Origin of the sequence: Ferranicluibacter rubi, from assembly GCF_011603255.1 — a bacterium.
Taxonomy (GTDB): Bacteria; Pseudomonadota; Alphaproteobacteria; order Rhizobiales; family Rhizobiaceae; genus Ferranicluibacter; species Ferranicluibacter rubi.
In genome coordinates this window covers 595505-610227 of the sequence record NZ_JAANCM010000001.1, presented here as the reverse complement: position 1 = coordinate 610227, position 14723 = coordinate 595505, and the positions used below count along the sequence as shown (strand labels likewise).

The following is a 14723-nucleotide window of genomic DNA, read 5'->3' as shown; positions in this document are numbered from 1 at the left end:
GCCGGACGTGCCGGACTGCAGAGCAACAGATGACCTGTCATGGGGCAGGATTGCAGGATGCTTCGGAGCCTCTTCAGGCTTCGTGAACCCGGAAGCCTCCCGTTGTCTTGCCCGTGATGCGTCGACCATGCAGGGCCGCCCGCGCCGTTCTTTACAAAGGCCTGCGGCGCGGCCTTGCCGCACAAATGTTAGGACAAGATATGTTCGATACCCATAGCGTCGAAATCGAATGGGCAGGCCGCCCGCTGAAGCTTGAAACGGGCAAGATCGCCCGCCAGGCTGACGGCGCCGTTCTCGCCACCTACGGCGAAACCGTCGTTCTCGCCACCGTCGTTTCGGCCAAGTCGCCCAAGCCCGGCCAGGACTTCTTCCCGCTGACCGTCAACTACCAGGAAAAGACCTATGCCGCCGGCAAGATCCCGGGTGGCTACTTCAAGCGCGAAGGTCGCCCAAGCGAAAAGGAAACGCTGGTTTCCCGCCTGATCGACCGTCCGATCCGCCCGCTCTTCCCGGAAGGCTACAAGAACGACACCCAGGTCGTCGTCACCGTCGTCCAGCACGACCTTGAGAACGATCCGGACGTGCTGTCGATGGTTGCAGCCTCGGCTGCGCTGACGCTCTCCGGCATCCCCTTCATGGGCCCGGTCGGCGGCGCGCGCGTCGGCTACATCAACGGCGAATACGTCCTGAACCCGCATCTCGACGAGATGGACGAATCGGTTCTCGACCTCGTCGTTGCCGGCACGCAGGACGCCGTCCTGATGGTCGAGTCCGAAGCCAAGGAACTGAACGAAGAGATCATGCTCGGCGCCGTCATGTTCGGCCACAAGGGCTTCCAGCCGGTCATCGACGCGATCATCAAGCTCGCCGAAGTGGCTGCCAAGGAACCGCGCGATTTCACGCCGGAAGATCATTCCGCCCTCGAGGCCGAAATGCTTCAGCATTTCGAAGCCGAGCTGCGCACCGCCTACAAGAACACCCAGAAGGCAGAGCGCTATGCAGCTGTCGACGCCGCCAAGGCCAAGGTGAAGGCACACTTCTTCCCGGAAGGCGCTGAGCCCAAGTACACGAGCGAAGTCATCGGTGCCGTCTTCAAGCACCTGCAGGCCAAGATCGTTCGCTGGAACATCCTCGACACCAAGAGCCGTATCGACGGCCGCGATCTCGACACGGTCCGCAAGATCGTCTCGGAAGTCGGCATCCTGCCGCGCACCCACGGCTCGGCCCTCTTCACCCGCGGCGAAACGCAGGCGATCGTCGTCGCCACGCTCGGCACCGGCGAAGACGAACAGTACGTCGACAGCCTGACGGGCATGTACAAGGAGCGCTTCCTGCTCCATTACAACTTCCCGCCCTACTCGGTCGGCGAAACGGGCCGCATGGGCTCCCCGGGCCGCCGCGAAATCGGCCACGGCAAGCTCGCATGGCGCGCCATCCGTCCGATGCTCCCGAGCCCGGACCAGTTCCCCTACACGCTGCGTGTCGTTTCCGAGATCACCGAGTCGAATGGCTCGTCCTCGATGGCAACCGTCTGCGGCACCTCGCTGGCACTGATGGATGCAGGCGTTCCCCTGGCCAAGCCGGTTGCCGGCATCGCCATGGGCCTGATCCTCGAAGGCGACCGCTTCGCGGTTCTCTCCGACATCCTGGGTGACGAAGACCACCTCGGCGACATGGACTTCAAGGTTGCAGGCACGGACGCCGGCATCACCTCGCTGCAGATGGACATCAAGATCGCCGGTATCACCGAAGAGATCATGAAGGTCGCGCTCAGCCAGGCACAGGGTGGCCGCAAGCACATCCTGCAGGAAATGGCCAACGCCATCACCGAAGGCCGCAGCCAGCTCGGCGAATTCGCACCGCGCATCGAAGTCATGCAGATCCCGGTCGACAAGATCCGGGAAGTCATCGGCTCCGGCGGCAAGGTCATCCGCGAAATCGTCGAGAAGACCGGCGCCAAGGTCAACATCGAGGACGACGGCACGATCAAGATCGCGTCGTCTTCCGGCAAGGAAATCGAAGCGGCCCGCAAGTGGATCCACTCGATCGTTGCAGAACCGGAAGTCGGCCAGATCTACGAAGGCACCGTTGTGAAGACCGCCGATTTCGGCGCCTTCGTCAACTTCTTCGGCCCGCGTGACGGCCTCGTGCACATCTCGCAGCTGGCGTCTGACCGCGTTGCCAAGACCTCCGACGTCGTCAAGGAAGGCGACAAGGTCTGGGTCAAGCTGATGGGCTTCGACGAGCGCGGCAAGGTCCGCCTGTCCATGAAGGTCGTCGATCAGGCCACCGGCAAGGAAGTCAGCGAAAAGGGTGGCGAAGCCGCCGAGTAAGGCGAACCGCCGAACTTAGACAGGAAGGGCGCGGGGCGTTGATCGCTCCGCGCCCTTCTTGCATGATCAGGCACGCTGCCACGAGGCAGCGTCGGGACGAACACCGCCGGTTTCGCAAGGGATACGGCATGACGGGCAGCCGCAAGAGGCCGCCGAAGAGGCAAGACGCAATGACGAGCGACAAGGTCAAGACCCTGTTTCATCCCTTCGACAGCGGCGTGCTGTCGCCGCCGGGCGAAGGCGAACGCGTCCTCTTCCTGGCCGCCGAAACCGGCTACAGGCTGCCGGAAGGCTTCGATGCGGAGCTCGTCTGCGTCCAGCCAAACCGCCCGGCCTACCGCGCGCTCGTATCCGCCGGCGCCACCGTGACGCCCTTCGTCGAGGGCGACGATTATGCTGCGACGCTGATCCTCTGCGGCAAGCACCGCGGCGAGAATGAGAACCGCATTGCCGAGGCGCTGAAGCGCACCCGCATTGGCGGCGTCATCGTCGTTGCCGGCACCAAGGAAGACGGCATCCAGTCGCTGCGCAAGCGCATCGGTGCGCTGGAGTGGGGCGGCGACAGCATGCCGAAATATCACGGCGTCGCCTTCTGGTTCGCGCGTCCCGAGGACCCGGCAGCCGAAATCGAACGCTTCGCATCCAGCCCGGTTCGCGTCGAAGGCCGCTTCGATGCAGCCCCCGGCATGTTCTCGCATGACCGGATCGACGGCGGCTCGGAACTGCTGGCCTCGCGCCTGCCGACGGACTTTTCCGGCCACGCCGCCGATTTCGGCGCCGGCTGGGGCTACCTCTCGGTGATGCTCGCCGAACGCGCGCCCGGCGTCAAAGGCATCGACCTGTTCGAGGCCGACTACCACGCGCTGGAGGCCGCCCGCGGCAACCTGAAGGCCAATGCACCGAAGGTGCCCACGCGTTTCCACTGGCAGGACCTGACGCAGGAAGCACCGCGCGATCACTACGACCTCGTCGTCATGAACCCGCCCTTCCACGAAACCCAGGCCGCCGATCCTGCCTTGGGAGCCGCCATGATCGCCATGGCCGCCAAATCGCTGAAAGCCGGCGGCCGCCTCATGCTCGTCGCCAACCGCGGCCTCCCCTACGAGCCGACGATGAATGCGACCTTCAAGGAATGGGGCGAAACCTGCCGGAATGCGCGGTTCAAGATTCTGTGGGGCCGGAAGTAATCCTGCCTCGGACGATAAACGTCCATCATGCAAAAGGCGCCGCGAGATGATCGCGGCGCCTTTTGTGCATTCAGGGAAAAGATTGGATCAGAGGAGACGGTTGCGAAGCAACCTTACTCCCCGTCCGCGTTCCGCAAGGTCTCCAGCACCGGCATCGACGTGATGTTGTAGCCGGAATCCACGTAGTGGATTTCGCCGGTGACGCCGGAGGCGAGGTCGGAAAGAAGGTAGAGAGTGGAGTTGCCGACGTCGTCGATGGTGACGGTGCGGCGCAGCGGGGCGTTCTTCTGGTTCCAGGAGAGCATGGCGCGCGCGTCGGAGATGCCGGCGCCGGCGAGCGTGCGGATGGGGCCGGCGGAGATCGCGTTGACGCGGATGCCGCGCGGGCCGTAATCGGCGGCGAGATAGCGCACGGAGGCTTCAAGCGCCGCCTTGGCGACGCCCATGACGTTGTAGTTCGGCATGACGCGCACGGAGCCGCCATAGGTCAGGGTCAGCATCGAGCCGCCGTCCGTCATCATCTCGGCCGCGCGGCGCGCGATCTCGGTGAAGGAGAAGCAGGAGATGACCATGGTCCGGCTGAAATTGTCGCGGCTCGTATCGGCGTAGAGGCCCTTCAGCTCGTTCTTGTCCGAAAAGCCAATGGCGTGGACGATGAAATCCAGGCTGCCCCAGCGTTCCCTCAAGGTCTCGATGACGGTATCGACGGAGGCGAGGTCCTCGACGTCGCAGGGCAGCAGCAGGTCCGAATTCAGCTGTGCCGCCAGCGGCTTCACGCGCTTGCCGAGTGCTTCGCCCTGATAGGTGAAGGCAAGCTCGGCCCCTTCGCGCGAAAGCGCCTGGGAAATGCCCCAGGCGATCGAGTGGCTGTTGGCGACGCCCATGATGAGCCCGCGCTTACCCGACATGAGACCGGTCATGGCGACTTACCCGTTATGACGCTGGAAAACGAGCGTGGCATTGGTGCCACCGAAGCCGAACGAGTTCGAGAGCACGGTGTCGATCTTCGCATCGTCGATGCGCTTGCGAACGATCGGCACGCCATCGAATTCCGGGTCCATCTCGGTGATATGCGCGCTTTCGCCGATGAAGCGTTCCTGCATCATGAGCAGCGCGTAGATCGATTCCTGTACGCCGGCGGCACCGAGCGAATGGCCCGTCAGCGACTTGGTCGACTGGACCGGTGGGATCTTGTCGCCGAAGACCTCGCGGATCGCGCCGATCTCCTTGCTGTCGCCGACCGGCGTCGAGGTGCCGTGCGTGTTGATGTAATCGATTTCCGTCTTCACGGTCGCCAGCGCCTGCCGCATGCAGCGGATGGCGCCTTCGCCGGAGGGAGCGACCATGTCGTAGCCGTCCGAGGTCGCGCCGTAGCCGGTCAGTTCGGCGTAGATCTTGGCGCCGCGAGCCTTGGCATGTTCCAGCTCTTCGAGCACCAGCACGCCGGCGCCGCCGGCGATGACGAAGCCGTCGCGGGAAACGTCATAGGCGCGCGAGGCCGTGGAGGGCGTGTCGTTGAACTTCGAGGACATGGCGCCCATCGCGTCAAACAGGTTCGACATGGTCCAGTCGAGATCCTCGTGGCCGCCGGCGAACATGATGTCCTGCTTGCCCCACTGGATCATTTCCGCGGCATTGCCGATGCAATGCGCCGACGTCGAACAGGCCGACGAGATCGAATAGTTGACGCCGTGGATCTTGAACCAGGTGGCGAGCGTCGCCGAGGCGGTCGAGGACATGGCCTTGGGAACCGCAAACGGGCCGATGCGCTTCGGGCTGTTGTTCTTGCGGGTGATGTCGGCGGCTTCGATCAGCGTCTTGGTGGACGGTCCGCCCGAACCCATGATGATGCCGGTGCGCTCGTTGCCGGAGATGTCGCTGTCTTCCAGGCCGGAATCGGCGATCGCCTGCTTCATCGCCACGTGGTTCCAGGCGCCGCCCTGCGACAGGAAGCGCGCCGCGCGGCGATCGACGAGGTCCGTCGTATCCAGATCGGGCGAGCCCCAGACCTGGCAGCGGAATCCGTGTTCAGCGAAATCGTTGGAAAAGCTGATACCGGAGCGCGCATCGCGCAGCGATGCCGTGACTGCTTCGGCGTCGTTCCCGATGGAGGAAACGATACCAAGACCCGTGACAACAACCCGTCTCATCTCGATGACCTTTTCTTGAAGTGAACTGGAGACAGCGCCTTTGACCCCGTCAGGGATCAGGCGGCCTTCTCCTTCGACAGACCGACGCGAAGGTCCGTTGCCTGGTAGATGGTTTCGCCATCGGCCTTCAGCCAGCCGTCCGCAATGCCGAGCACCAGCCGGCCGCGCATCACGCGCTTGAAGTCGATGCCGTATTCGAGCAGCTTGGTATCGGGAAGAACCATGCCCTTGAACTTCACCTCGCCGGTGGACAGCGCCATGCCGCGGCCGGGCTCGCCGAGCCAGCCGAGGAAGAAGCCCGTGAGCTGCCACATGCCGTCAAGGCCGAGGCAGCCGGGCATGATGGGATTGCCGGGGAAGTGGCAGGGAAAATACCAGTCGTCCGGCTTCACGTCATATGCGGCCCGGATATAGCCCTTGTCGAAGGTGCCGCCGGTTTCGGAAATGTCCGTTATGCGATGGACCATCAGCATCGGCGGAAGCGGCAACTGCGCATTGCCGGGGCCGAACAGTTCGCCCCGCGCGCAACGCAGGATGTCGTCGTAGCCGTAGCTGGATTGTCTGGTCGTCATGAACGTCTGGTGTCTCCGCCAAGGTGTCTCGTGAGCCCGATCGCGCACCGGGTCTTGTCTTTGCCGAGCCGTTCCGCCCGTCGTTCGATGCCGTCCGGGAGGTGCCGGCTCTGGCCCATATCCGCAGTCGCATAGCGCATGATACCGGAAACAACCAGTAGCAATTGCCATATCTGCAACTTTTCGGGCCGTTTTATCCCGATGGACCGGTCCGGCACCGTTATGTGTATTGAAAGCCAAGCTCACCAAAGTTATATCGACACGATGACTCCACTTAACAAGAGCCGCCTGGACAAGTCTGCATGACGATGGAAACAGAGATGAGGCCCGACGACCGTTTGCGCCGCTTCGGCCTCAGGCCGACGCGTCAGCGCATGGCGCTGGCCGATCTCCTGTTTGCAAAGGGCGACCGTCACCTGACGGTGGAGGAGCTGCACGAGGAAGCCGTGACCGTTGGCGTGCCCGTGTCGCTGGCGACCGTTTACAACACGCTTCACCAGTTTACCGAGGCCGGCATGATCCGCGTTCTCTCGGTTGAGGGCGCACGGACCTATTTCGACACCAACGTCTCCGATCACCACCACTTCTTCGTGGAAGGTGCAAACGAGGTGCTCGACATCCCTGTTAACAACATCACCATCGGCAATCTTCCCGAGCCGCCCGAAGGCATGGAGATTTCCCATGTCGACGTGGTGATCCGGCTGAAGCCGAAGCAGCGCTGATGTATCGTCTCATCGTCAGAGAACGTCGTCCGGGTTCCGGCCCGGGCCAGCCTTGCCCGTGGGCAGCGTCCAGCCGAATTTGAGCGCCCCGCCCCGCACGATGAAGGCGCAGACGATGCCGAGTGCGGATGCGGCGATCAGCGGCAGGCCCGCAAGTGTCGCGAGCGTGAAGACGGCCGAGCCGGTCAGCGCCGCCGTCACATAGATTTCCGGACGCAGGAGCACCGAAGGTTCCCCCGCGAGAAGATCGCGCAGGATGCCGCCGAAGGTGGCCGTCAGCATGCCCGTGACCAGGGCGACGACGGGCGAACCCGTGGCCGAAAGGCCCTTGGCGGCCCCCATGACGCAATAGGCGGACAGCCCGATCGCATCGAGCCAGACGAGCGCACGATAGCGCGAATCGAGCCGGTGCGAGGAGAGGAACAGGATGACGCCGACGCTCGCGCAGATGACGAGGTAGAGCGGGTTCTTGACCCAAAAGACCGGCGTCGCCCCCAGAATGACATCCCGCAGCGTGCCCCCGCCGATGCCGGTGATGGAGGCGAGGAAGATGTAGCCGATGATATCGAGCTGTTTGCGCGAGGCCGACAGCGCGCCGGTGGCGGCGAAGACGGCGACGCCGGCATAATCGAGAAGATCGAGAACGCTCATGGGCTTTCCACCGAGGGGAAGAGGGCGGAGGTGCGACCCGAGAAGGAATAGGCGGCAAGGCCGATCCACTCGCGCACCGCCGTCGTCGTCAGCTGCGCGTTCAGCGCCGGCTGGCTGAAGTCGAAGCCGGGGCGCGCCTTGCCGGTCGTCCGGTAATCCGTCGGCCAGGGCGTGACGGCGATCCCGAGCTTGCGGAAAAGCCCGATGGCGCGCGGCATGTGGAAGGCCGAGGTGATCAGCAGGCAGTTCGACAATCCGTTCTGTGACAGGATCGCCTGCGTGTTCGCGGCGTTCTCGAAGGTCGTGCGTGAGGCGTCCTCGCGGATCAGGCGCTCGACGGGCACGCCGAAGAGGGGAAAGAACCGCTCGGCGGCATCGGCATCGCCCTCATAGGTGCCGCTGAGCGAGCCGTCGCCGCCCGACACGAGGATGCGCGCCGTGGGCACGAGGCGAGCGATGCGCAGCGCCTCGACGAAACGGTCGGCCGCCTGGTTGAACTCGATCCCGCCGCGCGATGCCATCACCTCGTTCTCGAAAGCGCCGCCGAGGATGATCATGCAGGAGAGATCGGCGGGGAGGGCTGGCGGACGCGGAAACCGGTCTTCCAGCCGCTGAAGGAGCACGCTGCCCGTCGTTGTGAACAGGGCCACGAAGAGGAGGAGTGCTGCGAAGCCCGACAGAAGGAGCCCGAGCCGCTGATAGCCGGCGACGACGGAGATGAAGCCGGAGAGCACGAGCGCGAAGGCAAGCGACAAGGGCTGGGCAAGCAGCCAGAAGATCTTGGAGACGAGAAACATGGATGTGGGGCACGCGCGGTTCGGATATCGATGGGCGACCATAGACGTCAGGCTTGGCCGGAAGCAACCGGCTGCGGCGTGAGAGGTGCGTTTGTGACCGCGGCGTGATCACCCTCTTGCACCCTCGTCTTGCACACACGTAGCCTTTGCCGCATGAAACGAACCATGACGACAGCGGACACCATAGCAAAGACGATCGTGATCATCGGCGGCGGACCGGCGGGACTGGCGGCTGCCGAAGTCCTGTCGGAAACGCATCATCGCGTCACGGTCTATGACGCCATGCCGACGATCGGCCGGAAGTTCCTGCTTGCCGGCAAGTCGGGCCTCAACCTGACGCATGCCGAGCCCTATGACAGTTTCGCGAACCGCTTCGGCGCAGCCAATGCCAGCCTGCGGCCAGCCCTCGATGCCTTCGCCCCGGATGACGTGCGGCGCTGGGCAGAGGGTTTGGGCGTTGAGACCTTCGTCGGCTCGTCCGGACGCGTGTTTCCCAAAGCCATGAAGGCATCGCCCCTGCTGCGCGCATGGCGCCAGCGACTGGAGACGCGCGGTGTCGCCATCCAGACCCGCTGGCGCTGGATCGGCTTCGGCGAGGGTGGTGATAACGAGCAGCTCGTGTTCGAAACGCCGGAGGGTATCCGGACCATCGCCAGCGATGCGACCGTGCTGGCTCTGGGCGGAGCAAGCTGGCCGCGGCTCGGGTCCGACGCGCGGTGGGTGCCGATGCTGGAGGCGAGGGGGATTGCCGTTGCGCCGTTCCGTCCAGCCAATTGCGGCTTCGATGTTGCCTGGAGCGAGGATTTTGCGACGCGGTTTGCAGGGGCCCCGGTGAAGTCGGTCGTGGCGACGTCGGAGGGTGGCCGCACACAAGGCGAGTTCGTCATCACGCGTCACGGGATCGAGGGAAGCCTCGTCTATACCCAGTCGGCAGCGCTGCGGGACAGGCTGGAGGCGGAGGGGCAGGCAGACTTCGGTCTCGATCTTCTGCCGGGCCGCTCGCTGGAGGCTTTGACATCGGCGCTAGAGGCAGCACCCCGCAAGGCGAGCTTCAGCAATCGTCTGCGCAAGGCCGCAAGAATCGACGGCGTGAAGCTGGCATTGCTGCGGGAAATCGTTCGCGATGCAGATCGGTTGCCAGCAAATGATCTCGCTTCAGCCTTGAAAATGCTGCGTATTCCCCTGGATCGCCAAAGGCCGATCGCGGAGGCGATCTCGTCTGCCGGCGGCATCCCGCTGGCCGCGATCGACGCTGCTGGAATGATCCGGCAGATGCCCGGCGTTTTCGTCGCGGGCGAAATGGTGGATTGGGAAGCGCCAACCGGCGGATATCTGCTGACAGCCTGTCTCGCAACAGGCCGGTTTGCGGCGTCAGGTCTGTTGGATTGGCTTGCCGGCAGGGGCAGCGTCTAACGGAAAACCGGCGCCCGTGTGGCGTTCGTCAGCAATTCCTGCTCCGTCGCGAACTGCCCGAAGAGCCGCGTCAGGCGAATCTTTTCGTCATCGCCAAGCCGATATCGCCGACAGAAATCGTCCACACTGCGCACCCGGCGCAATGGGCTGTTTTCCACTTTGGCAACATCGATATGCTCGCTCACGATCTGTCCCCTTCGACTGGCGAATAGCAAACAATCCGCGACGGAAATGGTTCCATCGCGGATGCGTTTTTGTCGCTTAGATCGGGGGAGATCGGGCGCCGGTCTTACTTCTTCAGGATAACCCAGATGGCGTGGATAATGCCGGGGATGTACCCGAAGATCGTGAGCAGGATGTTCAGCCAGAAGTGCAGGCCGATACCGACCTGAAGAAACACGCCGACGGGCGGCACGAGAATGGCGAGCAGAATGCGAACGACGTCCATGAAGGTCTCTTTCTTGGAAAACTGTGGTCATCAAACGAACTGCCGGCCAGAAGGTTCAATTTCCAGCCGACCCGGCGTCAGCGCCAAGGTTTAGAGAACGGCGCTACCTGCCATGAAGGCGAGGACCACGAAGATCAGGAAGACGACGACGGCGATGGCAAACAGCACGCGCGCGATCGTTGCTGTCGCAGCGGAAACGCCCGAGAAGCCCAGAAAGCCGGTGATGAGGGAAACGACGAAGAAGATCAGGGCCCATTTGAGCATGGTGGTTCCTTTACGAACGGGTTCGCCTGCAAACGCGTTCGTCCGATATTTGTTCCTGATGGAGGCCTGTCCTCAAGCTACACGCGTATTTGCGCCTGCGCCTTCAAGCGGATGAAAATTGTCTAATTCCATGAGGTGGAGCCCGCATTAAAATAGTTGAATGACGCGACGCGTATCGAGGGGGAAAACGCTCGTCTTGATAAAGACGGAGACCCTCTATGATCGAAGAGAAGAAGAAGCGTCGTCCGAAAGCGGGGCCGGCGCTCGGGAATATCGATGAAACCAAGGTGGTGGCCCAGGCCATCATCGACACGCAGCTGAAGGATGCCCGTGAGAAAACGGAACGCTTGAAACGGCTTCGTCAGCAGCGGGAAGCCCAGCAGGACGAGGCTGCTCGTTGAGCGGCCTCCCCGGACCGAAACACGCCGCTTTTCCGCGGTAGCGTCGTCGCATGTTGCGGTGAGGCGATCGCTGGCCGGATGGGTGGGAAGCTCGTCTGCCGTTTCGTTGGCCATAGGAAGAAAGCGGAAAAATCCCTATGTTCTTCATCCCCATCGCGTCCGCCTGACACGGCCTGCGATCTGCTTGAGGAAGTATGTGACCCATGCTTGGTTCCGGCCGACGGACGATTTTTCAATAGACGGCAGCATCATGATTCCGCCCATGAGGGACCCAAAGCGGTTTGCATCCCTCAGCCTGTTCTTCTTGTTTTACACACCCCGTTCATGCTTCATGTGCAGGACTGCGCATGGACGTCTCTGAATAATCTGCAAGGAGCTCACGGTGATGAATGATCTGGAACCTGCAGACCCCGTCGTCACAAACCCACGCCGCCGTGTCGTCATCATCGGAGCCGGCTTCGGCGGTCTTGCCTGTGCCGGCGCGCTTGGAGACACGGATGTCGACGTGATCGTCATCGACCGCCGCAACCACAATCTGTTCCAGCCGCTGCTCTATCAGGTCGCAACCGCGGCGCTGTCTCCAGCCGATATCGCAGAGCCGATCCGCCGGACGCTCGGGCGCTACCGCAACGTCCACATCATGCTGGCCGAGGCCGGTGGCATCGACGTCGAGACGAAGCAGGTGAAGCTCAAGGATGGCGGCACGGTCTTTTACGACCAGTTGGTGATCGCCACCGGCTCGGACTATAATTACTTCGGCCATGACGAATGGCAGCACTTCGCGCCCGGCCTGAAGACCCTTCACGAAGCTCGTCGCATCCGTCACCGCCTGCTTCTGTCGTTCGAAAAGGCCGAGCGGACGAAGGATCCGGCGGAGCGGAAGGCTCTGCTCACCAGCATCGTCGTCGGAGGCGGGCCGACCGGCGTCGAGATGGCGGGTGCCATTTCCGAACTCGGCCGCTCCATGGCGCACCGCGACTTCCGTTCCATTCCGGCAAGCGATCTCAGGGTCATCCTGGTGGAGGCCGGCCCGCGCATCCTCGCCGCTTTTCCGGAACACCTGCAGGCCTATGCCGTCCGCCATCTCGAAAAGATGGGCGTCGAGGTGCGTCTGGGCGCGCAGGTGTCGGATATCACCGCGGAAGGTGCTGTCATTGCCGGACATATGGTTCCCGCCGGCAGCGTTGTCTGGGGGGCGGGCGTCAAGGCATCGCCGGCCTTCCGTTGGCTCGGCATCGAGGGCAAGGCGAGTGGCCGCATCCCGGTCGATGCCAAGCTTCGTGTCGAAGGCTTCAAGGATATCTTTTCGCTGGGCGATACCTCGTTCCAGCCGGACAAGAACGGTGCGCCGCTGCCGGCCCTGGCCCAGGTGGCAAAACAGCAGGGCCGTTATCTCGGCAAGCTTCTGGCCAAGCCCGGTGCGATCGAGACGGCCAAGCCGTTTCACTTCGCCAACCGCGGCAACACGGCGGTCATCGGCCGCAATGCCGCGATCTTCGATTTCGGCCGCTGGACGCTGAAGGGCTATTTCGCCTGGATCCTCTGGGCGATCGTCCACGTCTATCTTCTCGTCAACTTCGAAAAACGGATGCTGGTGACCGTCCAGTGGATCTGGCGATACCTGACCCGCCAGCGTGGGGCGCGGCTGATCGATGAGAACGATAAGGAAGACGTGGCACCCGCGATCATCCGTTGATATCGGCGGTGCCGGCATACGGCGCATGACATGCGCGGGCTTTCGCGTCTCCGATTGCGGAACCTTTGGCGTCCCGACTGGTTCGATCCCCGACAGTCGATGCGCGGGACACCCTGCCATCCTTTCATCCGGCCTCGTGCCGGCATGCCTGTCGCGGCCGCGCCGGCTCCCCCTGTCGCCGGTTCTGCCGCGACAGGCGCATTAAAGGCGCGCCCGGCGCGCCGAGCGTGAGGTCGATATGCCTGAGAATTTGACATCCCTGATCGTCATGGCGGTCGTGCTCGTGATCGTCTGCGGGGCCGTGGGCGTCTGGACGCTGCGCAGCCGGCGGCGCAATGCCGCGATGGCCTCGTCCGGTCGTCGGGATCGCCGCGAGACGACGCTCGAACGGGGGAGAGCGTCTTGACCGGGGATCGAAGTCGCGAACCCTATATCGCCCCCTCGGCCGACTCGCCGGAACAGACAGCGCGCAAGGCGAAAGCCGGCAAAGGCATCGTCATCTTCATCGCAGCTTTCGCCATTGGCGCCTTCCTGCTGTATCTGGGCATTCTGATCTATGCGAGCACCGTGCGGGTCTGACGCCCGAGGCGAATTGCAACGCACTGCCATTCCGCCTAGGGTCCGGCCCGCAAGCAAGGGCGGATGATGGTGACGCTGGTAAAGACGATGTGGGGTTTCACGGCAGCGATCATGACGCTTGCCATGCCGTTGTCGGCGACCGCCGAGGTGAAGGCGACGGAGACGGTCGAGACCTATGCGATCTCGGGCAAGACGGGTGCGGAACTCTACGCATCGATCGGCGAGCGCGGGCCGCTCCTCGGCGCAAACCGCGTCGTTGCCCATACGCGTTTCAAGCTGACCTGGCGGCGGGATTATCAGAGGCAGGGCAATGACTGCCTTCTCGCAACGGCGATCCCACGGCTGACCATTATCACCACCCTGCCGAAGCCGATGGGCAAGCTGTCGGCGCCCGTCCGCGCCAGCTGGACGACCTTCATCGACGGCGTTCGCCGGCACGAGGCTGTGCATGGACACTATGTCCGCGACCTCGTGACAAAGATCGAGACGGCGACCATTGGGCTCCGGCAGGCTGACGATCCCGGCTGCACGAAGATCAAGACGGAAATGAACCGCCGCCTCGGTGCGATCTCGGATGAACGGCGCGATCTCGACCGCGCCTTCGATCAAGCGGAGTTCACCGAGGGCGGTGCGGTCCACACGCTTATTCTGGCGCTGGTCAACGGCCCTTGAGAGCCGGCCGCCCTGCAATGGACCGCGGGTCGTCCGTCAAGGCATTGCATTCGTTTTTCCGGCGGTCCGTGGAGAAAAATTGATGGCCGGCTCTATGGCGCGCCGACCGGCGCAGCCTTGAACCGGAGCCGCGATGATGCCACTTTCCGGCAAGCTGAAAAGAGGACCGATCCATGAGCCTGCGCATCAACGATATCGCCCCGGATTTTACCGCGGAAACCAGCCAGGGAACGATCTCGTTCCATGACTGGATCGGCAGCGGCTGGGGCGTCCTGTTCTCGCATCCGAAGAATTTCACGCCCGTCTGCACGACGGAACTCGGCGCCATGGCCGGCCTTCAGGACGAGTTCGCCAAGCGCGGCGTTAAGGTCATCGGCATCTCTGTCGATCCGGTTGAGAGCCATGAGCGCTGGAAGAACGACATCCGCACGGCCACCGGCTTCGAGGTCGAATACCCGCTGATCGGCGACAAGGACCTCGCCGTCGCCAAGCTCTACGACATGCTGCCGGCCGGTGCCGGCGAAAGCTCGGAAGGCCGCACGCCCGCCGACAACGCCACGGTTCGCTCGGTCTTCGTGGTTGGGCCGGACAAGAAGATCAAGCTGATCCTCACCTATCCCATGACGACCGGTCGCAACTTCGACGAAATCTTGCGCGCGATCGACTCGATCCAGCTGACCGCCAAGCATCAGGTGGCAACGCCCGCCAACTGGAAGCAGGGCGAGGACGTCATCATCACCGCTGCCGTTTCCAACGAGGACGCGATCGCCCGCTTCGGCAGCTTCGACACGGTGCTGCCCTACCTGCGCAAGACGAAGCAGCCGGCCGCCTGAGGTCT

General features: G+C 63.3%; 18 protein-coding genes. 10 read left to right on the top strand and 8 right to left on the bottom strand.

Going from position 1 to position 14723, the window contains the following annotated elements:
• Positions 1 to 200: 200 nt before the first annotated feature.
• Positions 201 to 2333, top strand: coding sequence for a polyribonucleotide nucleotidyltransferase (gene pnp, locus G8E10_RS02900; protein WP_167126682.1), 2133 nt, complete (start codon positions 201 to 203; stop codon positions 2331 to 2333).
• Positions 2334 to 2503: 170 nt separating this feature from the next.
• Positions 2504 to 3520, top strand: a complete 1017-nt coding sequence (locus tag G8E10_RS02895; protein ID WP_167126679.1) for a class I SAM-dependent methyltransferase — start codon at positions 2504 to 2506, stop codon at positions 3518 to 3520.
• 113 nt (positions 3521 to 3633) lie between these two features.
• On the opposite strand, the gene fabI is transcribed toward G8E10_RS02895, so the two are convergent.
• From fabI to fabA, 3 genes are read right to left on the bottom strand one after another with little or no spacing between them, the layout of a single operon-like run.
• Entirely contained in the window at positions 3634 to 4440 is an 807-nt protein-coding gene (fabI, locus tag G8E10_RS02890; protein ID WP_167126676.1) for an enoyl-ACP reductase FabI, read from the bottom strand.
• A gap of 6 nt (positions 4441 to 4446) precedes the next feature.
• Entirely contained in the window at positions 4447 to 5670 is a 1224-nt protein-coding gene (fabB, locus tag G8E10_RS02885; RefSeq protein WP_167126673.1) for a beta-ketoacyl-ACP synthase I, read from the bottom strand.
• A gap of 56 nt (positions 5671 to 5726) precedes the next feature.
• The gene (gene fabA, locus G8E10_RS02880; protein WP_062595396.1) at positions 5727 to 6242 is read right to left on the bottom strand and encodes a 3-hydroxyacyl-[acyl-carrier-protein] dehydratase FabA; all 516 of its coding nucleotides are present in this window, start codon (positions 6240 to 6242) and stop codon (positions 5727 to 5729) included.
• A 302-nt stretch (positions 6243 to 6544) separates the two neighbouring features.
• Between fabA and irrA the strand changes: the two genes are divergently transcribed.
• Entirely contained in the window at positions 6545 to 6964 is a 420-nt protein-coding gene (gene irrA / locus G8E10_RS02875) for an iron response transcriptional regulator IrrA (RefSeq protein WP_092931486.1), read from the top strand.
• Positions 6965 to 6979: 15 nt separating this feature from the next.
• Here irrA and G8E10_RS02870 read toward each other — a convergent pair whose 3' ends face one another.
• The gene (locus tag G8E10_RS02870) at positions 6980 to 7615 is read right to left on the bottom strand and encodes a trimeric intracellular cation channel family protein (RefSeq protein ID WP_110800402.1); all 636 of its coding nucleotides are present in this window, start codon (positions 7613 to 7615) and stop codon (positions 6980 to 6982) included.
• Positions 7612 to 8412 carry a YdcF family protein gene (locus G8E10_RS02865; RefSeq protein ID WP_167126670.1) on the bottom strand — a complete coding sequence of 267 codons (801 nt, stop codon included), beginning with the start codon at positions 8410 to 8412 and terminating at the stop codon, positions 7612 to 7614. Before G8E10_RS02865 ends, G8E10_RS02870 begins: the two co-directional genes overlap by 4 nt.
• 165 nt (positions 8413 to 8577) lie before the next feature.
• Between G8E10_RS02865 and G8E10_RS02860 the strand changes: the two genes are divergently transcribed.
• Positions 8578 to 9825 (top strand): TIGR03862 family flavoprotein, encoded by a 1248-nt coding sequence (locus G8E10_RS02860; RefSeq protein WP_167126666.1) that lies wholly within the window; start codon positions 8578 to 8580, stop codon positions 9823 to 9825.
• Here the strand turns inward: G8E10_RS02860 and G8E10_RS02855 are convergent.
• From G8E10_RS02855 to G8E10_RS02845, 3 genes are all read right to left on the bottom strand, one after another.
• Complete coding sequence (locus G8E10_RS02855; RefSeq protein WP_092931494.1) at positions 9822 to 10010, bottom strand: hypothetical protein; 189 nt, start codon at positions 10008 to 10010, stop codon at positions 9822 to 9824. The genes G8E10_RS02860 and G8E10_RS02855 overlap by 4 nt on opposite strands.
• Before the next feature lie 104 nt (positions 10011 to 10114).
• Entirely contained in the window at positions 10115 to 10273 is a 159-nt protein-coding gene (locus tag G8E10_RS02850) for a YqaE/Pmp3 family membrane protein (protein ID WP_092935907.1), read from the bottom strand.
• 90 nt (positions 10274 to 10363) lie between these two features.
• Positions 10364 to 10537, bottom strand: coding sequence for a DUF1328 domain-containing protein (locus tag G8E10_RS02845; RefSeq protein ID WP_110800399.1), 174 nt, complete (start codon positions 10535 to 10537; stop codon positions 10364 to 10366).
• A gap of 218 nt (positions 10538 to 10755) precedes the next feature.
• Here G8E10_RS02845 and G8E10_RS02840 point away from each other — a divergent pair, with 218 nt between their 5' ends.
• From G8E10_RS02840 to G8E10_RS02815, 6 genes are all read left to right on the top strand, one after another.
• On the top strand, positions 10756 to 10938 hold the full coding sequence (locus tag G8E10_RS02840) for a hypothetical protein (protein ID WP_132664259.1): 183 nt from the start codon (positions 10756 to 10758) through the stop codon (positions 10936 to 10938).
• Positions 10939 to 11323: 385 nt separating this feature from the next.
• The gene (locus G8E10_RS02835) at positions 11324 to 12634 is read left to right on the top strand and encodes an NAD(P)/FAD-dependent oxidoreductase (protein ID WP_167126663.1); all 1311 of its coding nucleotides are present in this window, start codon (positions 11324 to 11326) and stop codon (positions 12632 to 12634) included.
• 238 nt (positions 12635 to 12872) lie between these two features.
• Entirely contained in the window at positions 12873 to 13040 is a 168-nt protein-coding gene (locus G8E10_RS02830) for a hypothetical protein (RefSeq protein ID WP_167126660.1), read from the top strand.
• Entirely contained in the window at positions 13037 to 13213 is a 177-nt protein-coding gene (locus G8E10_RS02825; protein ID WP_167126657.1) for a hypothetical protein, read from the top strand. Before G8E10_RS02830 ends, G8E10_RS02825 begins: the two co-directional genes overlap by 4 nt.
• A 66-nt stretch (positions 13214 to 13279) precedes the next feature.
• On the top strand, positions 13280 to 13885 hold the full coding sequence (locus tag G8E10_RS02820) for a DUF922 domain-containing Zn-dependent protease (protein WP_281517373.1): 606 nt from the start codon (positions 13280 to 13282) through the stop codon (positions 13883 to 13885).
• A 173-nt stretch (positions 13886 to 14058) separates the two neighbouring features.
• Entirely contained in the window at positions 14059 to 14718 is a 660-nt protein-coding gene (locus tag G8E10_RS02815; protein WP_167126652.1) for a peroxiredoxin, read from the top strand.
• The last annotated feature ends 5 nt before the right edge of the window (positions 14719 to 14723 follow it).